The sequence below is a fragment of the Hydrogenobacter subterraneus genome, assembly GCF_055390195.1.
This window is the reverse complement of record NZ_AP042473.1, coordinates 1,635,503-1,654,354: the sequence shown is the minus strand read 5'-3', so window position 1 is coordinate 1,654,354 and position 18,852 is coordinate 1,635,503. Positions and strand designations below refer to the sequence as shown.

Below are 18,852 nucleotides of genomic sequence, written 5' to 3'. Positions count from 1 at the left end.
TAATGAAAGCAAAGGTAAAAAAGGCACTGCTTGAGACAATAAGATCTCTATACTCCTTAGAAATAAACGGCTTTAGCCTTGAACAGCCAAGGGAAGAGAGCTATGGAGACTATGCCACAAACGTGGCCTTTTTGCTTGCAAAAAGCTTAAGGAGAAACCCTCAGGAGATAGCCCAAGAGGTAGCTCAAAGGCTTAGCAATGAAAGTTTTTTGGCAGAGGCTCTAAAGGGCTTTATAAACATAAGGCTAAAAGAGGGCTTTTTGCAAGAGGAGTTTTCAAGGCTTTTTAAGGAGGGTAGCTCTTACTTTTTTGAACCTGTGGAAAGGCCTCTTTATATGCAGGTGGAGTTTGTAAGCGCCAACCCTACCGGTCCTTTGCATGTGGGGCATGGAAGGGGTGCGGTGGTGGGCGATGTGTTAAGCAGAATCCTCAAAAGGTTTGGCCACAAGGTGGTAAGGGAGTATTACATAAACGACGCCGGCAATCAGGTTTATATGCTGGGCCTTTCGGTGGTTTATAGATACTATGAGCTTTTTGGGAAGGAGGAAGAAGGCCTCAAAAAGGCCTTTGAAGAGGAAGGCTATAAGGGCAAGTATGTAATAAGGCTTGCCAAGGACCTAAAAGCTTTTTATGGAGACAGACTCCTTCATATACCCCTTGAAGAGGCTATAAATGTAGCCAAAGAATACGCCTACAGGAGACTTCTGGAGGATATAAAAGAGACCCTTGATAGTATGGATGTGGCCTTTGATGTGTGGTTTAGTGAAAGGAGCCTCTATGAGAGGGGTGTTGTGGAGGAGGTGATAAGAGAGCTGGAAAATAGGGGCTACGTGTATGAGAAGGATGGCGCCCTTTGGTTCAAAAGCAGTGCCTTTGGCGACGACAAGGATAGAGTTTTGAAAAAGTCCGATGGCTCTTACACTTACTTTGCCGGAGACATTGCCTATCACTACGAGAAGTTCAAAAGGGGCTTTGAAAGGGTTATAAACCTTTGGGGTGCAGACCACCATGGGTATGAGAAAAGACTAATGGGGGCCTTGAAGGCCCTTGGCATTCCAGAAGATTGGCTTGTGGTGGAGTTTGTGCAGATGGTAAGGCTCATAAGCGAAGGGCAAGAGGTGAGGATGTCCAAAAGGACTGGTGAGTTTATAACCCTTGCAGACCTTTTGGAAGAAGTAGGAAAAGATGCAGTAAGGTTTGTCTTTTTGACAAGGAGTAGCGACACACCCCTTGACTTTGATATAGACCTTGTGAAGAAAAAGACATCAGAAAACCCCGTATTTTATGTGCAGTATGCCCATGCAAGGGTGAGGGGAGTGTTCAGGGAAGTAAAGGAAAGGTATGGCATAGATGCGGACAAGGAGGACCTTGTGCCTTATGTAAAGCATCTTAGCTCTCAAGAGGACCTTGGGCTTATGAAAAGATGCCTCTATTTGAAAGATGTCTATGAAGGCGTTCTTAACACCTTTTCTCCACACCTTATCACCTATGCCCTCTTGGACCTTGCCAAAGACTTCCATCACTATTACAACCACCATAGGGTAATGGTGGAGGACAAAAACACAATGCTTTCAAGGCTTGCCCTTTTTAAGGGAGTGGAAATCACTTTAAAAACAGCTTTTGAAATCTTAGGAATAAACGCACCGGAGAGGATGTGATGAGGATAACAGTTGTAGGTGGAGGATACGTAGGGCTTACTACGGGTGTTTGCTTTGCCCATCTGGGCCACGAAGTAATGGTGGTGGAAAAGATTCCACAAAAGGTGGAGATGCTAAGGTCTGGCAAATCTCCTATCTACGAGCCTGGACTTGAAGAGCTTCTAAAAGAGAACCTTCAAAGGGGAAGGATAAGCTTTACCACAAGCCTACGGGAAGGGCTTGATTTTTCCGATGTGATCTTTATATGCGTGGGAACACCACAGAGGCCCGATGGCTCCGCAGACCTCTCACAGGTGGAAGAGGTGGCAAGGGAAACGGCAAAGATAATGAAATCTTACAAGCTACTCATAGAAAAGTCCACGGTGCCAGTAAATACACACAAGCTCATAAAGAAGACGGTGCAAAGATACCTAAAGGACCCAAACATACCATACGATGTGGCATCAAACCCAGAGTTTTTGAGGGAAGGGTCCGCCATAGAGGACTTTTTAAACCCAGACCGTATAGTGGTAGGCTTGGAAAGCCAAAGGGCAAAGGAAATCTTTGAAGAGCTTTATAAGGACTTTAAATGTCCTATCATCTACACAGACCCGGCCACGGCAGAACTTATAAAGCATGCCAGCAACTCCTTCTTGGCAATGAAGATATCCTTTATAAACATGGTGGCAGACCTGTGCGAAAAGGTTGGTGCGGATGTAAAGCTTGTGGCCGATGGAATGGGCTACGATAAGCGTATAGGTAGGGCCTTCCTCAATGCGGGCATAGGCTATGGAGGGTCTTGCTTTCCAAAGGATGTGAAGGCCTTTATAAGGATGGCTCAAGATTATGGCCTTGACTTTGGGCTTTTGAGAGAGGTAGAAAGGATAAATCAAGATAGACCCACAAGGTTTGTGGAAAAGGTAAAGAATGTGCTTTGGAGCTTACGGGATAAAAGACTTGCAGTCTGGGGCCTTTCTTTTAAGCCTAACACGGACGATATAAGGGAAGCGCCATCTTTGAAGGTGGTGGATATGCTCTTAAGGGAAGGTGCCTATCTTTCCCTCTATGACCCAAAGGCTATGGAAAACTTCAAGCTTGTCTTTCCAGAGGGCAAGCAGATAAGCTATGCCAAGGATATGTACTCTGCGGTGGAAGGCGCCAGCGCCCTTCTTATACTTACCGAGTGGGAAGAGTTTGTGAGGGCAGACCTAAAAAGGGTAAAGGAGCTTATGGAACTTCCCATAATAATAGATGGAAGGAACATCTTTGAGCCGGAGGATGTAAGGGCCTTGGGCTTTGAATACTATCCCACAGGAAGATGAGGGTCTTGATAACAGGTGCAGCCGGCTTTATAGGTTCACACCTCTGCGAAAGGTTTTTGAAGGAAGGCTTCTATGTGATAGGAATGGATAACTTTTTGAGCGGAAGCCCAGACAACATAGCCCACCTTTTTGGGAATAAAAACTTCCACTTTATACACTACAATGTGGTCAATTACATCTATGTGGAAGGGCCTGTGGACCTGGTGGTCCATCTTGCCTGTCCTGCCTCTCCAGTAGATTATATGAACCATCCCATACACACCATGAAGGTGGACTCCCTTGGAACACTAAACACCCTTGGCCTTGCAAAGCTAAAAAGGTCCCGTTATGTCTTTGCCTCTTCTTCCGAGGTTTATGGGTCTGCACAGGTGCATCCTCAACCGGAAGACTATTGGGGCTACGTGAACCCAATAGGTCCAAGGAGCGTTTACGATGAGGCAAAGAGGTTTTCTGAAGCTTTATGCATGGCCTACTGTAGAGAGCATGACCTTGATGTGAGGATAGCAAGGATCTTTAACACCTACGGTCCTCGCATGAGAAGGGGAGATGGAAGGGTGATTCCCACCTTTATAGAAAAGGCCCTAAAGGGTGAAAGTCTTCCCATATACGGTAATGGTTCTCAGACCAGGAGTTTTTGCTACATAGATGACCTTGTGGAGGGGCTTTTTAGGCTTTCGGTAGAGGATGGATTAAAAGGAGAGGTGATAAACTTGGGAAATCCAGAGGAGATAAGGGTGTTAGACCTTGCTAAAAAGATCATTGAGCTTACAGGGTCCTCATCCAAGATAGAATTTCTTCCACCAAGGCCCGATGACCCGCCAAGGAGGTGTCCGGATATAAGTAAAGCAAAAAGGTTGCTAAATTGGTGGCCACAGACCTCTCTGGAAGAAGGCCTGAAAAAAACAATAGAGTGGTTTAGAAGGTTTATAATTAACTAAGGGAGGAAAGAAAGGTGAAAAGGGAAAGGTTGATTATACTCTTGGGAATACTCATAGCCCTTATATTCTTTTACTTTGGCCTAAACGAATGGTTGAAGAGCAAAGAAGAGCAGGTTAGCCCACCACCTGTGGTGGTAAAGCCCACATCACCTCAAACGCAGCCACCACAAACACCACCTACGGAAAAGCAAGAAGTGAAGAAGGAAGAAGCTAAGCAAGAGGCCAAGCCCACACCCAAGCAAGAAGAAAAGGAGGACCTTTTGACAAAAAAGATAAAGGAAGAAAAGGAAAAGGCAAGTAAGGAATCTGTGGCAAAAGCGGAAGGAGGTAAAGATAAGATAAAGGTAGAAAAACAGGTTCCACAAAAGGAACATATGGAGGAAGCTTCAAAAACCCACAAAGAAGAAAAGAAACAACAGCAAGTAAAACCAGTAAAGACTTATACAGTTCAAGTGGGTGCATTTACCAACGAAAATAATGCCAAAAAGGCGGCTGAGAAGGCAAGGAAAATGGGCTATAGTGTAAAGATAGTGGAGGAGGACAACTTTTATAAGGTTAGGCTAATCGTTCGCACGGATAATATAGAATCGGAGCTAAGTAAGCTTAGAAAGGCCTTTGGAAGTGCCATTATCAAACAATGAAGAGGCTTATTTTCCTTCTCTTACTTTCCCTTGTCTTTTCCTGTGCCACACCACAGGAAGATGAAAAAAAGGTAAAGTGGCAATATTACTATGACCTTGGCATGTCCTCTTATATAGCAAAGAATTACTCAGAGGCTATTGCCAACTTTTTTATAGCATCACAGCTTGCTCCCAATGAGCCAAAGGTATGGAACGCCTTAGGCTTGGCCTACATGGAGGTTCAAGAGTATAAAAAGTCAGAAAGCGCCTTTTTGAAAGCCCTTGAGGTGGACAAAAGGTTTACGGAAGCCAAGCTAAACCTCGGCATCCTTTACTACAGGCAGGCAGATTACGAAAAGGCCATAAGCACTCTTAAGGAGGTTTTGCAGGATGAGGCCTTTCCACAAAAACATATGGCCTTTTATTATCTTGGAAAGGTTTATCAAGCTATTGGCAATAGGCGTGAGTATATAAACAATCTAAGGAAAGCGGTAGCCTACAATCCCATGTTTATAGATGCACAGCTGGAGCTTGCCCAAGCCTATGAGCTTGAAGGAAACTACAGCTTGGCAAGGGAGATATACCAAAGCCTTATAAACAACGGTATTAATGACCCAAATCTGGATTTTAGCCTTGCAAGGATAGAATATAAACTTGGCAACCATACCTTAGCCAAAGACCATATAAAAAAGGTTCTGGAAGATAGGCGCACCACACCCCAACTTAAAACTCAAGCTTATGAGCTTTTGAGCCAAGTGCTTATAGCGGAACAAAACAAGACTGTAGCTTCAACAGTCCAAGCACAGGACATACAAAGAGAAGAAAGCCCTCAAGAAGCAGAAAAGGAAAAAATAAATGAGACAAACCAACAAAGTCAAGAAGTAAAAACGGAACAAACCCCTCCTCAGAAAAAAGGCAAAACATACAGAATCCAACTGGGCGCCTTTTCCTCCAAAGAATCTGCGGAAAAATGGAAAGAAAAGCTTGAAAGGGAACTAAGGCTAAAAGGTGTGGAGATAATAGAAGGATCGGGCATATTCAAGGTGCTATATGGCAATTTTGGCACCAGAGAAGAGGCAAAAAAGGAACTTGAAAAGCTTTGGAATATGAACATATACGGTTTTATAGTTTATGAATAATCAAAGGCTTTCTTTTGTAGATGGAAGTTTTCCGCCAACCACATTTACAGCCTGTTTTAGACTAAGAGCAAGGGCCTTAAAAGCGGCTTCCGCTACATGGTGAAGTATTTTTCCAGAAATTACCCTTATGTGTAAGGTGCTTTTGCTCTCAAGAGCAAAGCCTTTAAAAAACTCCCAAATAAGCTCAAAGTCAAAATCTGTTATCTTACCCCTTAGTCCTAAGTCCTCGTAGAAAAAGAGAGGCCTTCCAGAAAGGTCTATGCTTGCCAAAACAAGGGCTTCGTCCATGGGTACTATAGCATAGCCGTAGCGGTTTATTCCCTTTTTATCACCAAGGGCTTCAAGGAAGGCTTTGCCAAGCACAATGCCCACATCCTCCACCGTGTGGTGATGTGATACATGCACATCTCCCTCTGCGTAAAGCTCTATGTCAAACCTACCGTGCCTTGCCAAGGTCTCTACCATGTGGGTGAGAAAGCCCACAGGAGTTTCTACCTTATAGCTACCTTCCCCGTCAAGGTTCAAGCTCAGCTCTATCTTGGTCTCCCGCGTTTGTCTCTTGATATATGACTTCCTCATTTAGCATGTATTCTACCACAAAGTTTCTCAAAGAAGTAATAGGATCGGAAAAATAGACCTTTATACCTATGTCCAAAAGGTAAAGCCTTTTCAACAAAGACAAAAGATCCTGCTTGGAGCTTTTCTCAAGGTATCTTTTGAAGTTAAGCACTTGAAAAGGATGTTTTACATCCACCAAGCTTAGGGCTTCTTCTACCTTCTTTCCTTCTTCTACAAGGCTCTTGGCTGTATATAGCCTTAGAGCATAGTTTGCCAAAAGAGTAAGAATTTGAAGAGGATGCATGCCAGATCTAAGCACAGCGTTTAAAGAATCCAAAGCCTTGTCATAGTCTTTTAGAAATATTCCATCTGCAAAGTCAAAAACACTCATCTCTAAATCTGCCACCAACACGGCCTTTATGTCTTCAAGGGTTAGCTTGGGCTTTCCATAGAGTATAAGCTTGTCCGTTTCATTTTTTAAAATCATAAGCTGGTAAGAGGTGGCCTCAAGAAGGTAATCAAGGGCAGAGTCCTCTATGCTAATACCTTCCTTTTGAAACTTATTTTTCACCAGCTCTCTTATTCTCCTTTTATCAAGCTTATTAGCGCTTATCACATCCCCAAGCTTTGCTATTGTAGAAAAGGGCTCCTTTTGGAGATCCTTATCGGTAAGCTTGGTCTCTACGTAAAAAAAGATAAACTTGTCCCTTACCTTTCCAAGGAAGTAAGCAAATCTCTTATGATCCTTTATATCCCCAAGTAGGTCCATGGCTTTGTAGATAAATAGGATCTCTTCTTTACCAAACATCCCTCCAGTGGTAATGGTCCTTTCAAAGTCCTGCAAAGATACCTCATCCCCCCAAATTATGCTAACAGGGTATAGGTCCCTAAGCTTGTCTAAAAGAGTTTTTACAAGATACTCCTCCTCACCGTGGACAAGATTTATCCTTTTTAGGGTCTTTTGTGAAAGGTTCTTTTGGTATTCGGTTATACTAATCACGAGTGCATAGCCTTAAGAAACTCTTTGTTTGTCTTGAACTTTTTGAGCTTATCTAACAGGAATTCCATAGCCTCTATTGGGTCCATGGTAGCCAAGAACTTCCTTAGAACCCATATCCTTTGAAGCTCCCAGTCTTCCAAAAGTAGTTCCTCTTTTCTTGTGCCAGACTTTTCTATGTTTATGGCAGGGAATATTCTCCTCTCCATGAGCCTTCTGTCCAGGTGTATTTCCATATTGCCCGTGCCTTTGAACTCCTCGTATATAACATCGTCCATCTTGGAGCCAGTCTCTATAAGGGCTGTGGCTATTATGGTGAGAGAGCCTCCTTCCTCTATGTTCCTTGCCGCACCAAAGAACTTTTTGGGCCTTTGAAGGGCTGTGGCCTCTATACCACCGGTAAGCACCCTACCGGTAGGTGGAGTCACCGCGTTAGCAGCCCTTCCAAAACGTGTCATAGAGTCCAAAAGGATAACCACATCATGCTTTAGCTCCACAAGTCTTTTTGCCTTTTCCACCACAAGCTCAGCCACTTGCATGTGCCTTTCTGGTGGCTCGTCAAAGGTAGAAGCTACCACTTCCGCACCATCGCCCACAATCCGGCGCATCTCGGTCACTTCCTCTGGCCTTTCGTCTATGAGAAGTATTATGAGATAGACCTCTGGATGGTTTTGAATTAGGGCTTGGGCTATCTTTTGAAGTAGGACCGTTTTGCCAGCCTTTGGCGGAGCCACTATCATACCCCTTTGGCCCTTGCCTATGGGTGCTATAAGGCTTATAACCCTTGTGGAAAGCTCGGTGGGTGAAGTTTCAAGGTTAAACCTCTCCGTTGGGTGATAAGGTGTTAGCTTTTCAAACTGGGGCCTTGACCTTAACACCTCCGGGTCTGGTGGAAGTCCGTTTACAGATTCTATCTTTATAAGGGCTTGGTATTTTTCCTTCTCCTGTGGAGGCCTTGCAAAGCCTATTATGGTGTCTCCAGTCCTTAGACCAAACTTCTTTATCTGAGAGGGTGCCACATACACGTCCGTGTAGCTGGGCATATAGTTGTTTTCTTGGCTTCTTATAAAACCATAACCTTCGGGTAGAATTTCAAGCACACCTTTGATAAAGTTTAGGCCCTCTTCCTTCGCTTGAACGCTCAAAATCTTCTCTATAAGCTCCTCCTTTCTAAGGCCAGTTACCCTTGAAAGCTCAAGCTCTCTCCCTATTTTTTGTAGTTCTTGAAGAGAAAGTTTTTTAAGTTCTTCAAGGGTATAAATCTTTTTCTCTTGGGTTTGTTCCATAATCTACAACCTCCTTTTTATTTTCCTATGCAAAACCTTGAAAATATGCTTCCAAGGATATCTTCTGTGCTTATCACACCTACTATCTCTTCCAAATAGCTTATAGCTTCCCTAAGGTCAAGCATAAGTATCTCTGGGAATATATCTCCTGTCTCCAGTTTATTTATTAATGATTTTAACACTTCTTTGGATTTTTTCAAGAGGTTTTCGTGCCTTACAGATAAATAGACCTGCATACTATCCAAAGCATACACACCAAGCCTTTCCAAAAGGGCCTCTTTGAGTTCTTCAATGCCTTCTCCCTTGACTGCGCTAACCTTAATGGCATCCGGGAAAGCCCTCAAAACCTCCTCTTTTAATGGCAGATCTGCCTTGTTTATAACTACCATATGCGCCAAAGGTTTTACCAAATTATATATGCTAAGATCCTCTTCCTCCAAAGGACTACTACCATCCACCACAAAAAGCACCAAGTCCGCACTTTTGAGCTTTTGGAGGCTCCTTTCTACGCCTATCTTCTCCACTGGGTCCTCTGTATGCCTTATTCCTGCTGTGTCTATTAGGTTTATGGGTATGCCTTTTAAAGTTAAGCTCTCTTGGAGAAAGTCCCTCGTAGTTCCCGGTATGGGTGTGGTTATGGCCCTCTCTGTCCCCAAAAGGGCGTTAAATAGAGAAGATTTGCCCACGTTGGGCTTGCCTACTATGGCAAGGTTTATGCCCCTTCTTAAATACTCTCCCGTTCTTACCGTTGAAAGGAGCCTTTCTATGCTTTGAACTATGTCTTTTAAAAGGTAAATTATCTGCTCTTTACTTAAAGTTGGAATGTCCTCTTCTGAAAACTCTATGTCCGCCTCCACATAGGCCAATATCTCAAGTAGCCTTTCTCTCAAAGAGTTTATAAGTGAGGATAGCTCGCCTTGGAGCTGTCTTTGGGCTGCCCTTAAGGCCCTTTCCGACTTGGAGCCAATGAGGTCTGCTACCGCCTCCGCCTGAAGTAGGTCCATCTTTCCGTTCAAAAAGGCCCTTTTGGTAAATTCTCCCGGTTCTGCAAGCCTTATACCCTTTGAGATAAAGAGTTCAAGGGCCTTTCTTAGGATGAGAGGATTGCCATGCAAAAATATCTCCACCATATCCTCGCCCGTGTAGCTTTTGGGAGAAGGATAGTATATGAGAATGCCCTCATCCAATATCTCACCCTTTTCATCTTTTAGTTTTATAAAGTGGGCATACCTGGGCCTTGGCTCCCCTTTCATAACAATTAGGTCCCTTATCCTGTTCATCACATCAAGGCCAGAGAGCCTAATGGCCCCTATGGCGCTCTCTCCAAAGGGTGTGGCTATGGCAACTATGGGTTCTCTTTGCTTTATCATGTTAGTCCAAGACAAGTTTAAAGCCTTCAGCCAGGTTTAGAGCCTCCTGGTATTCTTTATAATTTATCCTTCTTGAAAGTTCTGGGTAGTCGTAGGCCTTATAGTAAGGCATATACTGGTCCATGATGTTTATATAAGTTTGTGGAGATATTTCTTTGAGGCTTTCCAAAACTTTCTGCGTGCCAGCAAGGCCGTTTGGAAGGACAAGATGTCTTATAAGTAGGCCTCTTATGGCTATGCCTTCCTCATCCACCTGAAGGTCCCCCACTTGCCTGTGCATCTCCCTTATGGCCTCTAAGGCCACCTCATAGTAGCCTTTTACCTTTGAATACTTCCTTCCCGTGGAGCTATCTCCGTATTTAAAGTCGGCAAGGTATATATCCACTATGCCATCAAGAAGCTTCAGGCTCTCCAAGCTATCGTAAGAAGAGGTGTTATAGACTATGGGTATTCTAAGGCCCTTCTTTACAGCCAAATAGAGGGCTTCTAATATCTGTGGTACCACATGGGAGGGGCTAACCAGGTTTATGTTATGACAACCAAGCCTCTGCAAGGTCAAAAATATCTCCGATAGCTCTTCCGGCCTTACCTCTTCTCCCTCTCCCAGCTGGCTTATGGTGTAGTTCTGACAGTAAACACATCTCATATTACAGTAAGAGAAGAATACGGTGCCAGAACCTCTTTTGCCCCTTATGGGCCTTTCCTCTCCTCTATGAGGAAAATAGTCTGCCACAATTGCATACCTTCCCGTTTTGCAATAGCCCAGCTCACCTTCCAGCCTGTTTACTCCGCACCTGTGAGGGCACACTTTACAGCTTTTTAGCATATCAAGGGCCTTTTCTATCCTCTCTTGCCAGTCCTTTTCTGTAAGGTTTAGGTAAGATGTGTATAGCATGCCTTAGCTATAATCCACCTTTATGCTTCCAAGGATGTTTTTAAAGTCCTTCCATTGTATGGCAGGCCAGGTTTCTGTGGTGGCATGTCCAAAGGACCTTATAATCATGGCAACCTTTGCTGCCTCTTCATCGCTTGGTGCCTCAAATATATCCAGATAGTCATAAGGGCCAAAGACCACAAGGTTCATAAGCCACTTAACATTGGGGCAGTTTTCCTCAATAAGCTTTTCTGCATGCTGTTCTATCTCCTTTAGCTTTTCAAGGTTTTTGACCGCATAGGGTGAAATCTTTGTAAGCATAACATATATTCCCATGGTATACACCTCCTTAGTTTTAAATTTAGGCTTTTTCCTCTTTCCATCTCCTATAGAGGCTATGCTCCAGCCTTAGGCTGTCCAGAACTTTCCCTACTACAAAATCCACAAGGTCTTGAATTGTCTTTGGTCTGTGGTAAAAGCCTGGGCTTGCTGGGATAACTATGGCGCCAGCCTGGGCTACCTCAAGCATGTTTTTTATATGCACAAGGGAATAGGGCGCTTCGCGCACAAGCAATACAAGAGGCACTCTTTCCTTTAAAGCCACCTCACCTATGCGATGGATGAGGTTTTGGTTTGTGCCATTGGCTATGTGGGCCAGTGTGCTCATAGAACAGGGTGCTATGATTACACCGGTGTATTTTACAAGCCTTGAACCGCTTGCCACAGGACTGGCTATATCCTTTTCCGACAAAAGGTTTACACTTGGAAACTCTTTGAGTATATCTTCTTTTGTAATATCCAACTCCTCCTTTAAAACTATCCAGCCGGAGGAAGATACCACAAGGTCTATATGAAAGCCCATAGAGCTTAGCACTTGCAGAAGCCTGTAGCCGTATATGGCACCACTGGCGCCTGTTATGCATAGGACCACTTTTTTGAGCATGTAAAAATTGTAGGACTTTTGCGTGTAAAATATTCACAATGCAAAGCCTTTTGATAGCCAACAGGGGCGAGATAGCTGTTAGGGTGATAAGGACCTGCAGAGAAATGGGGATAAGAACTGTGGCCATATATTCGGAAGCAGACAGCAACAGCATACATGTAAAGCTTGCAGACAAAAGCCTATGCATTGGACCTTCTGAACCCTCCAGAAGCTACCTTGATATACCAAGGGTAATGTCCGCCCTTGAGGTATCCGGCGCGGACGGAGTGCATCCGGGCTATGGCTTTCTTTCAGAAAATCCAAGGTTTGCCGAGATAGTTAGAGCAAGCGGTAAGGTCTTTGTTGGACCATCTCCAGAAACCCTTGAGCTTATAGGTGATAAGGTAAAGGCCAGGGAGATAGCCAAAAAGGTAGGCCTTCCTCTATTGCCCGGAAGCGATGGGCCCGTGGACTTTCAAAAGGCCCTTGAGGTGGCAAGCAAGATAGGCTATCCTGTGGTTATAAAGGCGGCGGCTGGTGGAGGTGGTAGAGGCATAAGGGTGGTATATAACGAGAAAGAGCTTAGGGAGAAGTTCCCATTGGCAACGCAAGAGGCGGAAGTGGCCTTCGGCGATGGAAGGCTTTATGTGGAAAAATACCTTATAAACCCAAAGCACATAGAGATACAAGTGCTTGCAGACAAGTATGGAAACGTTATAACCCTTGGAGAAAGAGAGTGTTCCATACAGAGAAGACATCAAAAGCTTATAGAGGAAGCACCAAGCCTTGCCTTAACAGAAGAAAAAAGGAAAGAGATGGAGGCTCTTGTAAAGGAGTTTTGCAGGGAGATAGGTTATGAAGGCGCTGGGACTGTAGAGTTTCTTATGGACCAAGAGGGGAACTTCTACTTTATGGAGATGAACGGGCGCATACAGGTGGAGCATCCCGTTACAGAAATGGTCTATGGCATTGACCTTGTAGAGTGGCAGATAAGGATAGCAAGGGGGGAGAGGCTAAACATAGGAAAGCTACAAAGGAGGGGTTATGCCATAGAATGTAGGATAAACGCAGAAGACCCAAACACCTTTTTACCCTCTCCCGGAAAGGTGGAAGAGCTATACATACCCGGTGGCTACGGTGTGAGGGTAGATACACACCTTTACTGTGGCTATGCGGTGCCACCCTTTTATGACTCTCTCCTTGCCAAGCTTGTATGCTGGGGTCAAACAAGGGAGGAGGCTATAAGAAGAGCATTAAGAGCCTTGGAAGAGTTCCACATATCTGGAAATGGCTTAAAGACCAACATAGAGTTCCACAAAAGAGTTTTATCCACAAGGGAGTTCCAACAGGGCAGGCACCACATAAGGTTTATAGAGGAGCTTATGATCTGATGAGGGAAAAAATCAAAAAGTTTTTGAGCAGTCTCTTCTATCAGAATAGGGTTCCCTCTTCCATCATCTTTTATGGTAGGGAAGGCATTGGCAAAAAGGAGCTTGGCTTTGAATTGGCCATGGCCCTTTTGTGCCTTGAAAATAAGTATCCACCTTGCGGTAGCTGTGATTCTTGCAGGCATATGGAGGACTTTAAACAAAAAAAGACGGAAGAGTTAAAGTTCTATGGGGAGGATAAGAGGGGTAAAAAGGTCTATCTATACCTTAGGGGAGACCATCCAGACTTTATATACCTTGCACCGGAGAAGGCGGAGATAAAGATAGACCAGATTAGGGGTGTAAAAGACTTTGCCTATCTTACCCCAGCCCTATCCAAGAGGAAGGTCATATTTATTGAGCCTGCGGAGGCCATGAACCCGTACGCTCAGAATGCCTTGCTTAAGGTGCTTGAAGAGCCACCAGAGGATACGCATTTTATACTCATAACAAGCCAACTTCAAAAGATGCTACCCACGGTTAAATCAAGGAGCTTTCTTATAGAGGTGCCACCACTAACCCAAGAAGAGCTAAAGGCTTTAACGGGCATAGAAGACCCCCTAATCCTTGAGCTTGCAGAGGGTAGCATAAACATGGCTAAAAAGCTAAGGGAAGATAAGGAACTTCTAAACACGGCAAAGCATATATTGGAAGGTGATGTTTTAACCCTATACAAGAAGGCCCTTGAAGTGGAAAAATGGGAACAAGAAAGGCAATACCTTCTACTTAGATTGATCCAAACCTTGCTTCATAAGAGGTATATGGAAAGTAGAAGCTATGAGGATAAAAAAGCCCTTGACATTGCTTCCTTAGGATTAGAATATTTAAGCAAAGGTATAAGGCTTAGCCTTTTATTATTTCAGATAAGAGGAGGTAATAAAAATGTCTTACATAAAGGCACGCTTTCAGGATACAAACAAGATACTTCAGGTTGAAGGTGTTTGGGAAAAGGATGTATTAAAGGGAGACTACCTTGTAGTTCAATCGGAAAAGGGTGAAGAGATTGTAAAAGTTCTTGGCATTTCAAAATCCACTGCACCGTTAAAAGCCTATTTCCTTAGGAAAGCAAAGGAAGAAGACCTAAGAAAGATGAAAGAAAACGAGGAAAAAGCCTTGGAAGCCTCGGAGATATGCAAAAGGAAGATAGCCGAACATGGCCTTGATATGAAGCTAATAAAGGCTTACATCCCCCTTGACAGAAGCAAGATATTCTTCTACTACACTTCCGAACACAGAGTAGACTTTAGGAATTTGGTGAAGGACTTGGCAAAGGTCTTTAAAAAGAGGATAGAGATGAGGCAGATAGGGGTGAGGGATGCGGTGCAGATGATGGGGTGGATAGGAGCTTGCGGTGAAATTCCTTGCTGTATAAGGTTCCAAGAAGAGTTTCAATCTGTTTCTTTAAGGGATATAGAGGAACAAAACCTTCCTCTCTCTCCCCAGAAGTTTACAGGCCCGTGCGGTAGGCTTATGTGCTGTCTTGTTTTTGAAAGGGAAAACTACTTGGTAAAGAACCTGCTTCCAGAAGTGGGTGGAGAACTTTGCTTTGAGGGAAAGGTATATAAGGTGGAGTATATAGACCCTATAAAAAATAAGGTTTTGCTACTTTCGGAAGATTCAAGAAGGGAAATAAACTTGGAAGAGATACTACCAAAGGGTTATGAAAGGGCCTTGGACCATTGCAAGACATGCGGAGGCTGTTGTAGAAGGGGTGTGGTGGAAAATGAGGCTTTTGCAGGACTTGAGCAGTGATCTAAACAGGCTTTTCCTCTTTGAGCTTGAGGATGGCAAAAGGGTGGAGGCCGTCTTTTATAGGGGTGATACACTGTGTATATCAACGCAAGTGGGCTGTGCCATAAGCTGTCCCTTTTGCCTCTCCGGCCAAGAGGGCCTTTTAAGAAACCTTAGCTTTAAAGAGCTAATAGGCCAGTATGAGCTTTTAAAGAATATGGTAAGCATAAAAAGGATAGCGATAGCTGGCATAGGAGAGCCTTTGATGAACTGGGAAGCCGTAAAGGAAGCCTTTTGGTATTTTAAAAGGTTTGGCCTAAAGGTGAGCTTCTACACTACTGGACACCCAACAAAAAACTTGAGAGAACTTTTAAAACTTCCCCACTCTGGCGTAAGCATATCTTTGCATTCTACCGATGAAAGCAAAAGGAAAAGGCTGTTGCCCCATGCTGGACCACTAAAGGAGCTTATAGAAACCTTAAAGGAAGAACTTTTTAGTATGTCCCTAAGGAAAAAAAGGAAGGTAAGCCTTGCCTACCTACTTCTAAAAGGTATAAACGACTCTCCACAAGATTTGCTGGACCTTGCAAGGCTTGCAAAGGAACTAAGTGTAGGTATAACGCTTCTTCGCTACAACAAAACAAGGGAAGGCTATGAAGATGTAGAAGACTTGGCCTATGAAGAGGCCTTTTTATTCCTCAGGTCCTACGGTATAAGGGTTACGCTTTCTACACGATTTAGAAAGGATAGGCTTGGGGGCTGTGGAACACTCGTAGTCAATAGAGTGCTATAGGGTGTTTAATAGGTCCTTTATGATCTCTTCGTGGTCTTCTTCACCAATCTCTTCCTCTTGTGTGGCGCAGTAAAGGGGCATGACTTGAACCTTGGCAACTCCCTGCCTTACAAAGCCCAACTTTTCCGCCGCAGCCTTTGAGAGGTCTATGATCCTACTCTTTTTGGCCGGGCCTCTATCTGTTACTATTACCACTACCTCCTCACCGTTATCTAAATTTTTCACAAGGAGGTATGTTCCAAGAGGAAAGTCCCTTGAAGCTGCCGTGTATTTGTATTTGTTAAATATCTCTCCAGAGCTTGTTTTTCTTCCGTGGAACCTCTTTCCATACCAACTGGCGTAGCCCTCATAAACCTTGCACTCTTCGGCCAGCACCAAAGAAAAAACCATTAAAAGAAACACCAGAACTTTCATGGCTATACTCCTTGAATGGTCTCTTGCCAATTATACCATAAATGGGGGACATTTCAAACACTATAAGATGAAATATTTTTCATTTGAAGTTTCACAATCCAGCTTATTACAGGCCACTTGCAAGTGTTTTAAAAGCGTTTTAAAATTTTTGTTATGTATAGGGTAATTTCACCCCCCCCCCCCCGTTTGGAGCTTGATTTGCAAGGGTTTTACGTAATTTACCAAAAAGGAATATGCCATGCATGAACTTTTAAAAACTGTTTATAAAGTTCTTGAAAGAGAGGAATTTATAAAACCTCTTTTAGAGACTTGTGCCAAACAAACAGAGGCAGAAAGGGTGGGCTTTTGGAGCATAAAAGAGGAGATAATTTTCTGCGAGTGGCTTTATGTGAAAGAAAAGGGAGATTTTGAGAAAGGGTATCACTTTAAAAAGGATAAGTGTAAGGAATTTTTAAACGCTTTGGAAGAGGAAAACATATTTGAAAGCAAAATGGTTCAAGAGGATGAAAGGTTAGGGGAGTGTATGAAAGACTACTTTATGTCCCACAATATGACCCTACTCCTTGCCATCCCAATATGGTTTGAGGGAAGGCTTTTTGGATTTTTATCCCTTGAAAAGTCCCAAAAAAGGCAATGGTTAGTTTTTGAAAGATACAAGGCCCTTTATACAGCCAGCTTGATAAGCCTTTTGCTTGAAAAACAAAAGGGAGACTTTTTACTTAGGATGTATAAAACTCTATCCTCCGTCAATCATATCATCTTACAGGCAAAGGATAAGGAAGAGCTTCTAAGATGGTTCTGCAAAGCAGCAACTGAAGAGGGCATGTTTAGGATGGCATGGGTGGGGCTTTTGGATGAAAAGGGCAATGTAAAACCACTTTGTTCCTCTGGTTATGTGGAAAACTATCTTAGCTCTTTGAATATCAACATATACGATGAGAGTGTAAATAAGGGACCCACAGCCAGAGCCATAATAGAGGACAGAGTGCAGGTAAACAACGACACAGAAACAAACCCAGCCATGGCTCCATGGCGGGAGGAGATGCTAAAGAGAAACTACCTCTCAAGCTGCGCCCATCCCATAAGGTTTAAGGGTAGGATAATTGGCACCATAAACCTATACTCTGACAAGAAGAACTTCTTTACTGGTGATGTTTTAAAGCTTGTGGAAGAGCTTGCAGAAGACATATCCTTTGCCCTTGAACACGTAGACATAATAAGAACAAAGGACACCCTCTTTAGAACTGTGGAGGAGATAAAGGATTGGATAATGATAACAGACAAGAACGGCTACATTGAGTATGTAAATCCTGCAGTGGAGGAGATATCGGGCTACAAAAGGGAAAAGCTCATAGGTAAAAGGCCCTCCATATTTAAGTCTGGCTTGCACTCTGAGGATTTCTATAAGGAGCTGTGGGATACTATTACCTCTGGAAAAGTCTTTTATGCTACCTTTATAAACAGAAGAAAAGATGGTAGCCTTTTCTACCTTGACTCTAAGATAGTTCCTATAAGGGATGATAAGGGTGAGATAAGCAATTTCGTGGCCGTTGGAAGGGATATTACACAGGTTAAAGAAATGGAGGAAAAGCTAAGGTTCCTTTCCAACTACGACCTCCTTACCGGTGTGCCAAACAGGGAGCACTTCCTTGAGCTCCTAGAAGAGGTTATGAAGGAAAGTGAAAATATAGCCGTAGCCTTTGTAGATATATACAACTTCTCCAGCATAAACCTATTGTATGGATACTCTGTGGGTGATAAGATACTTTCCTCCTTTGCGGAAAGGCTTTCAAAGGTTGGGGACGGATGCGGAAGGTATGGCTCTGATGAGTTTTTGGTTTTCAAAAGACTGGAGAGTCCAAAGGACCTTGAAGAGCTCACAAGGGATATCTTAAAGGCTGCACAAGACCTAAAGCTCACAGTAAACATAGGCATATCCATATACCCCTTGGATGGAAGGAGCCCATCTGAGCTTGTGGAAAAGGCTATTCTTGCCCTCAAACAGGCAAAGGGTGGCACTTCTTCCTTTGCATATTATAAAAAGGGTGAAGAAGAGAGAATAATAAAAGATCTAAAGATTGGAGAAGAACTAAACTATGCCATAGAGAGGGGTGAGTTTGTACTGCACTTCCAGCCCTACTATAGCTCAAAGGACCTAAGACCGGTTGGAGCTGAAGCCCTTATAAGATGGTATTCTGCCGTTTTTGGCCTTTTGTATCCCAAGGACTTTTTACACATTGTGGAAAAGAAAAGGCTCACAAAAAGGCTTGACTATTGGGTCTTTGAAGAGGCCATGAGACTCATAAAAGACTATTCTATAAGTGTTCCCATCTATTTAAACCTTTCCCCCCTCAGTATAGATGAAGACCTCCCAGATTACCTTAAAAGTCTTATAGAGAAGTATGAAATTAGCCCAAGCCTTATAAACTTGGAGATAACAGAGGAGGCTGTAATAAAAGACCTAGAAAGGGCTAATAGAATCTTGGAAGAGGTGCATAACTTGGGCATAAGCATAGTCCTTGATGACTTTGGCATTCTGTATTCCTCACTTTCCCTCCTTTCCAAGTTCCCTATAAGCTATCTAAAAATAGACAAGTCCTTTGTGGACAGGTTAGAAGATGTAAAAACCCTCAACATAGTGCAACATCTTGTAAGCATGTGTAAGACTCTAAACATAAAAACCATAGCGGAGGGTGTGGAATATGAGTGGCAAGCAGATTTGCTTATGAGAATGAGTTGTGATTATCTGCAAGGCTATTATCTTAGCAAGCCTATAACCCTTGACAAGTTTCTGGATCTTTTAAAAGGCCAAGCCACATAAACA

The 18,852-nt window shown here is 43.4% G+C and carries 18 protein-coding genes; 10 read left to right on the top strand and 8 right to left on the bottom strand.

Annotated elements, in window-relative coordinates; translation table 11 throughout:
• The first annotated feature begins 2 nt into the window (after positions 1–2).
• The 5 genes from argS to ACZ5GB_RS09155 are packed head-to-tail and all read left to right on the top strand — an operon-like array spanning position 3 to position 5,656.
• Positions 3–1,658 (top strand): arginine--tRNA ligase, encoded by a 1,656-nt coding sequence (gene argS, locus ACZ5GB_RS09175; protein ID WP_464326919.1) that lies wholly within the window; start codon positions 3–5, stop codon positions 1,656–1,658.
• Positions 1,658–2,959, top strand: coding sequence for a UDP-glucose dehydrogenase family protein (locus ACZ5GB_RS09170; protein ID WP_464326918.1), 1,302 nt, complete (start codon positions 1,658–1,660; stop codon positions 2,957–2,959). Before argS ends, ACZ5GB_RS09170 begins: the two co-directional genes overlap by 1 nt.
• Positions 2,956–3,897 (top strand): UDP-glucuronic acid decarboxylase family protein, encoded by a 942-nt coding sequence (locus tag ACZ5GB_RS09165; RefSeq protein WP_464326917.1) that lies wholly within the window; start codon positions 2,956–2,958, stop codon positions 3,895–3,897. The genes ACZ5GB_RS09170 and ACZ5GB_RS09165 overlap by 4 nt, the downstream gene beginning before the upstream one ends.
• 14 nt (positions 3,898–3,911) lie before the next feature.
• Entirely contained in the window at positions 3,912–4,538 is a 627-nt protein-coding gene (locus ACZ5GB_RS09160) for an SPOR domain-containing protein (RefSeq protein ID WP_464326916.1), read from the top strand.
• The gene (locus tag ACZ5GB_RS09155) at positions 4,535–5,656 is read left to right on the top strand and encodes an SPOR domain-containing protein (protein ID WP_464326915.1); all 1,122 of its coding nucleotides are present in this window, start codon (positions 4,535–4,537) and stop codon (positions 5,654–5,656) included. The genes ACZ5GB_RS09160 and ACZ5GB_RS09155 overlap by 4 nt, the downstream gene beginning before the upstream one ends.
• Here ACZ5GB_RS09155 and hisB read toward each other — a convergent pair whose 3' ends face one another.
• From hisB to ACZ5GB_RS09120, 7 genes are read right to left on the bottom strand one after another with little or no spacing between them, the layout of a single operon-like run.
• Positions 5,657–6,235 (bottom strand): imidazoleglycerol-phosphate dehydratase HisB, encoded by a 579-nt coding sequence (gene hisB, locus ACZ5GB_RS09150; RefSeq protein ID WP_464326914.1) that lies wholly within the window; start codon positions 6,233–6,235, stop codon positions 5,657–5,659.
• Positions 6,171–7,214: a DNA polymerase III subunit delta gene (gene holA, locus ACZ5GB_RS09145; RefSeq protein WP_464326913.1), complete on the bottom strand. Its 1,044-nt coding sequence runs from the start codon at positions 7,212–7,214 to the stop codon at positions 6,171–6,173. Before holA ends, hisB begins: the two co-directional genes overlap by 65 nt.
• Positions 7,211–8,497 carry a transcription termination factor Rho gene (rho, locus tag ACZ5GB_RS09140; RefSeq protein ID WP_464326912.1) on the bottom strand — a complete coding sequence of 429 codons (1,287 nt, stop codon included), beginning with the start codon at positions 8,495–8,497 and terminating at the stop codon, positions 7,211–7,213. The genes holA and rho overlap by 4 nt, the downstream gene beginning before the upstream one ends.
• A gap of 17 nt (positions 8,498–8,514) precedes the next feature.
• Positions 8,515–9,867, bottom strand: coding sequence for a tRNA uridine-5-carboxymethylaminomethyl(34) synthesis GTPase MnmE (mnmE, locus tag ACZ5GB_RS09135; RefSeq protein ID WP_464326911.1), 1,353 nt, complete (start codon positions 9,865–9,867; stop codon positions 8,515–8,517).
• A gap of 1 nt (position 9,868) precedes the next feature.
• Positions 9,869–10,762, bottom strand: a complete 894-nt coding sequence (locus ACZ5GB_RS09130; RefSeq protein ID WP_464326910.1) for a radical SAM protein — start codon at positions 10,760–10,762, stop codon at positions 9,869–9,871.
• 3 nt (positions 10,763–10,765) lie between these two features.
• On the bottom strand, positions 10,766–11,077 hold the full coding sequence (locus ACZ5GB_RS09125) for a GYD domain-containing protein (protein WP_464326909.1): 312 nt from the start codon (positions 11,075–11,077) through the stop codon (positions 10,766–10,768).
• A gap of 25 nt (positions 11,078–11,102) precedes the next feature.
• On the bottom strand, positions 11,103–11,684 hold the full coding sequence (locus tag ACZ5GB_RS09120; protein ID WP_464326908.1) for a UbiX family flavin prenyltransferase: 582 nt from the start codon (positions 11,682–11,684) through the stop codon (positions 11,103–11,105).
• A 38-nt stretch (positions 11,685–11,722) separates the two neighbouring features.
• On the opposite strand from ACZ5GB_RS09120, the gene accC reads away from it, so the two are divergent.
• Genes accC through ACZ5GB_RS09100 form a run of 4 tightly spaced genes read left to right on the top strand, consistent with a single transcriptional unit; the run spans position 11,723 to position 15,614 of the window.
• The gene (gene accC / locus ACZ5GB_RS09115) at positions 11,723–13,054 is read left to right on the top strand and encodes an acetyl-CoA carboxylase biotin carboxylase subunit (RefSeq protein WP_464326907.1); all 1,332 of its coding nucleotides are present in this window, start codon (positions 11,723–11,725) and stop codon (positions 13,052–13,054) included.
• Positions 13,054–14,025 carry a DNA polymerase III subunit gene (locus tag ACZ5GB_RS09110; RefSeq protein WP_464326906.1) on the top strand — a complete coding sequence of 324 codons (972 nt, stop codon included), beginning with the start codon at positions 13,054–13,056 and terminating at the stop codon, positions 14,023–14,025. The genes accC and ACZ5GB_RS09110 overlap by 1 nt, the downstream gene beginning before the upstream one ends.
• On the top strand, positions 13,973–14,842 hold the full coding sequence (locus ACZ5GB_RS09105) for a PSP1 domain-containing protein (protein ID WP_464326905.1): 870 nt from the start codon (positions 13,973–13,975) through the stop codon (positions 14,840–14,842). The genes ACZ5GB_RS09110 and ACZ5GB_RS09105 overlap by 53 nt, the downstream gene beginning before the upstream one ends.
• Positions 14,814–15,614 (top strand): radical SAM protein, encoded by an 801-nt coding sequence (locus tag ACZ5GB_RS09100; RefSeq protein WP_464326904.1) that lies wholly within the window; start codon positions 14,814–14,816, stop codon positions 15,612–15,614. The genes ACZ5GB_RS09105 and ACZ5GB_RS09100 overlap by 29 nt, the downstream gene beginning before the upstream one ends.
• Here ACZ5GB_RS09100 and ACZ5GB_RS09095 read toward each other — a convergent pair.
• Positions 15,609–16,028, bottom strand: coding sequence for a septal ring lytic transglycosylase RlpA family protein (locus ACZ5GB_RS09095; RefSeq protein WP_464326903.1), 420 nt, complete (start codon positions 16,026–16,028; stop codon positions 15,609–15,611). The genes ACZ5GB_RS09100 and ACZ5GB_RS09095 overlap by 6 nt on opposite strands.
• Before the next feature lie 238 nt (positions 16,029–16,266).
• Between ACZ5GB_RS09095 and ACZ5GB_RS09090 the strand changes: the two genes are divergently transcribed.
• On the top strand, positions 16,267–18,849 hold the full coding sequence (locus tag ACZ5GB_RS09090; protein WP_464326902.1) for a bifunctional diguanylate cyclase/phosphodiesterase: 2,583 nt from the start codon (positions 16,267–16,269) through the stop codon (positions 18,847–18,849).
• The last annotated feature ends 3 nt before the right edge of the window (positions 18,850–18,852 follow it).

Bases quoted from the DNA above. Each gene is read 5' to 3' on its own strand.
- argS (WP_464326919.1), top strand. From the start codon at position 3: ATGAAAGCAAAGGTAAAAAAGGCACTGCTTGAGACAATAAGATCTCTA.
- mnmE (WP_464326911.1), bottom strand. From the start codon at position 9,867: ATGATAAAGCAAAGAGAACCCATAGTTGCCATAGCCACACCCTTTGGA.
- ACZ5GB_RS09120 (WP_464326908.1), bottom strand. From the start codon at position 11,684: ATGCTCAAAAAAGTGGTCCTATGCATAACAGGCGCCAGTGGTGCCATA.
- ACZ5GB_RS09105 (WP_464326905.1), top strand. From the start codon at position 13,973: ATGTCTTACATAAAGGCACGCTTTCAGGATACAAACAAGATACTTCAG.
- ACZ5GB_RS09170 (WP_464326918.1), top strand. From the start codon at position 1,658: ATGAGGATAACAGTTGTAGGTGGAGGATACGTAGGGCTTACTACGGGT.
- hisB (WP_464326914.1), bottom strand. From the start codon at position 6,235: ATGAGGAAGTCATATATCAAGAGACAAACGCGGGAGACCAAGATAGAG.
- ACZ5GB_RS09125 (WP_464326909.1), bottom strand. From the start codon at position 11,077: ATGGGAATATATGTTATGCTTACAAAGATTTCACCCTATGCGGTCAAA.
- ACZ5GB_RS09165 (WP_464326917.1), top strand. From the start codon at position 2,956: ATGAGGGTCTTGATAACAGGTGCAGCCGGCTTTATAGGTTCACACCTC.
- ACZ5GB_RS09110 (WP_464326906.1), top strand. From the start codon at position 13,054: ATGAGGGAAAAAATCAAAAAGTTTTTGAGCAGTCTCTTCTATCAGAAT.
- ACZ5GB_RS09095 (WP_464326903.1), bottom strand. From the start codon at position 16,028: ATGAAAGTTCTGGTGTTTCTTTTAATGGTTTTTTCTTTGGTGCTGGCC.
- ACZ5GB_RS09130 (WP_464326910.1), bottom strand. From the start codon at position 10,762: ATGCTATACACATCTTACCTAAACCTTACAGAAAAGGACTGGCAAGAG.
- ACZ5GB_RS09100 (WP_464326904.1), top strand. From the start codon at position 14,814: ATGAGGCTTTTGCAGGACTTGAGCAGTGATCTAAACAGGCTTTTCCTC.
- rho (WP_464326912.1), bottom strand. From the start codon at position 8,497: ATGGAACAAACCCAAGAGAAAAAGATTTATACCCTTGAAGAACTTAAA.
- ACZ5GB_RS09090 (WP_464326902.1), top strand. From the start codon at position 16,267: ATGCATGAACTTTTAAAAACTGTTTATAAAGTTCTTGAAAGAGAGGAA.
- accC (WP_464326907.1), top strand. From the start codon at position 11,723: ATGCAAAGCCTTTTGATAGCCAACAGGGGCGAGATAGCTGTTAGGGTG.
- ACZ5GB_RS09155 (WP_464326915.1), top strand. From the start codon at position 4,535: ATGAAGAGGCTTATTTTCCTTCTCTTACTTTCCCTTGTCTTTTCCTGT.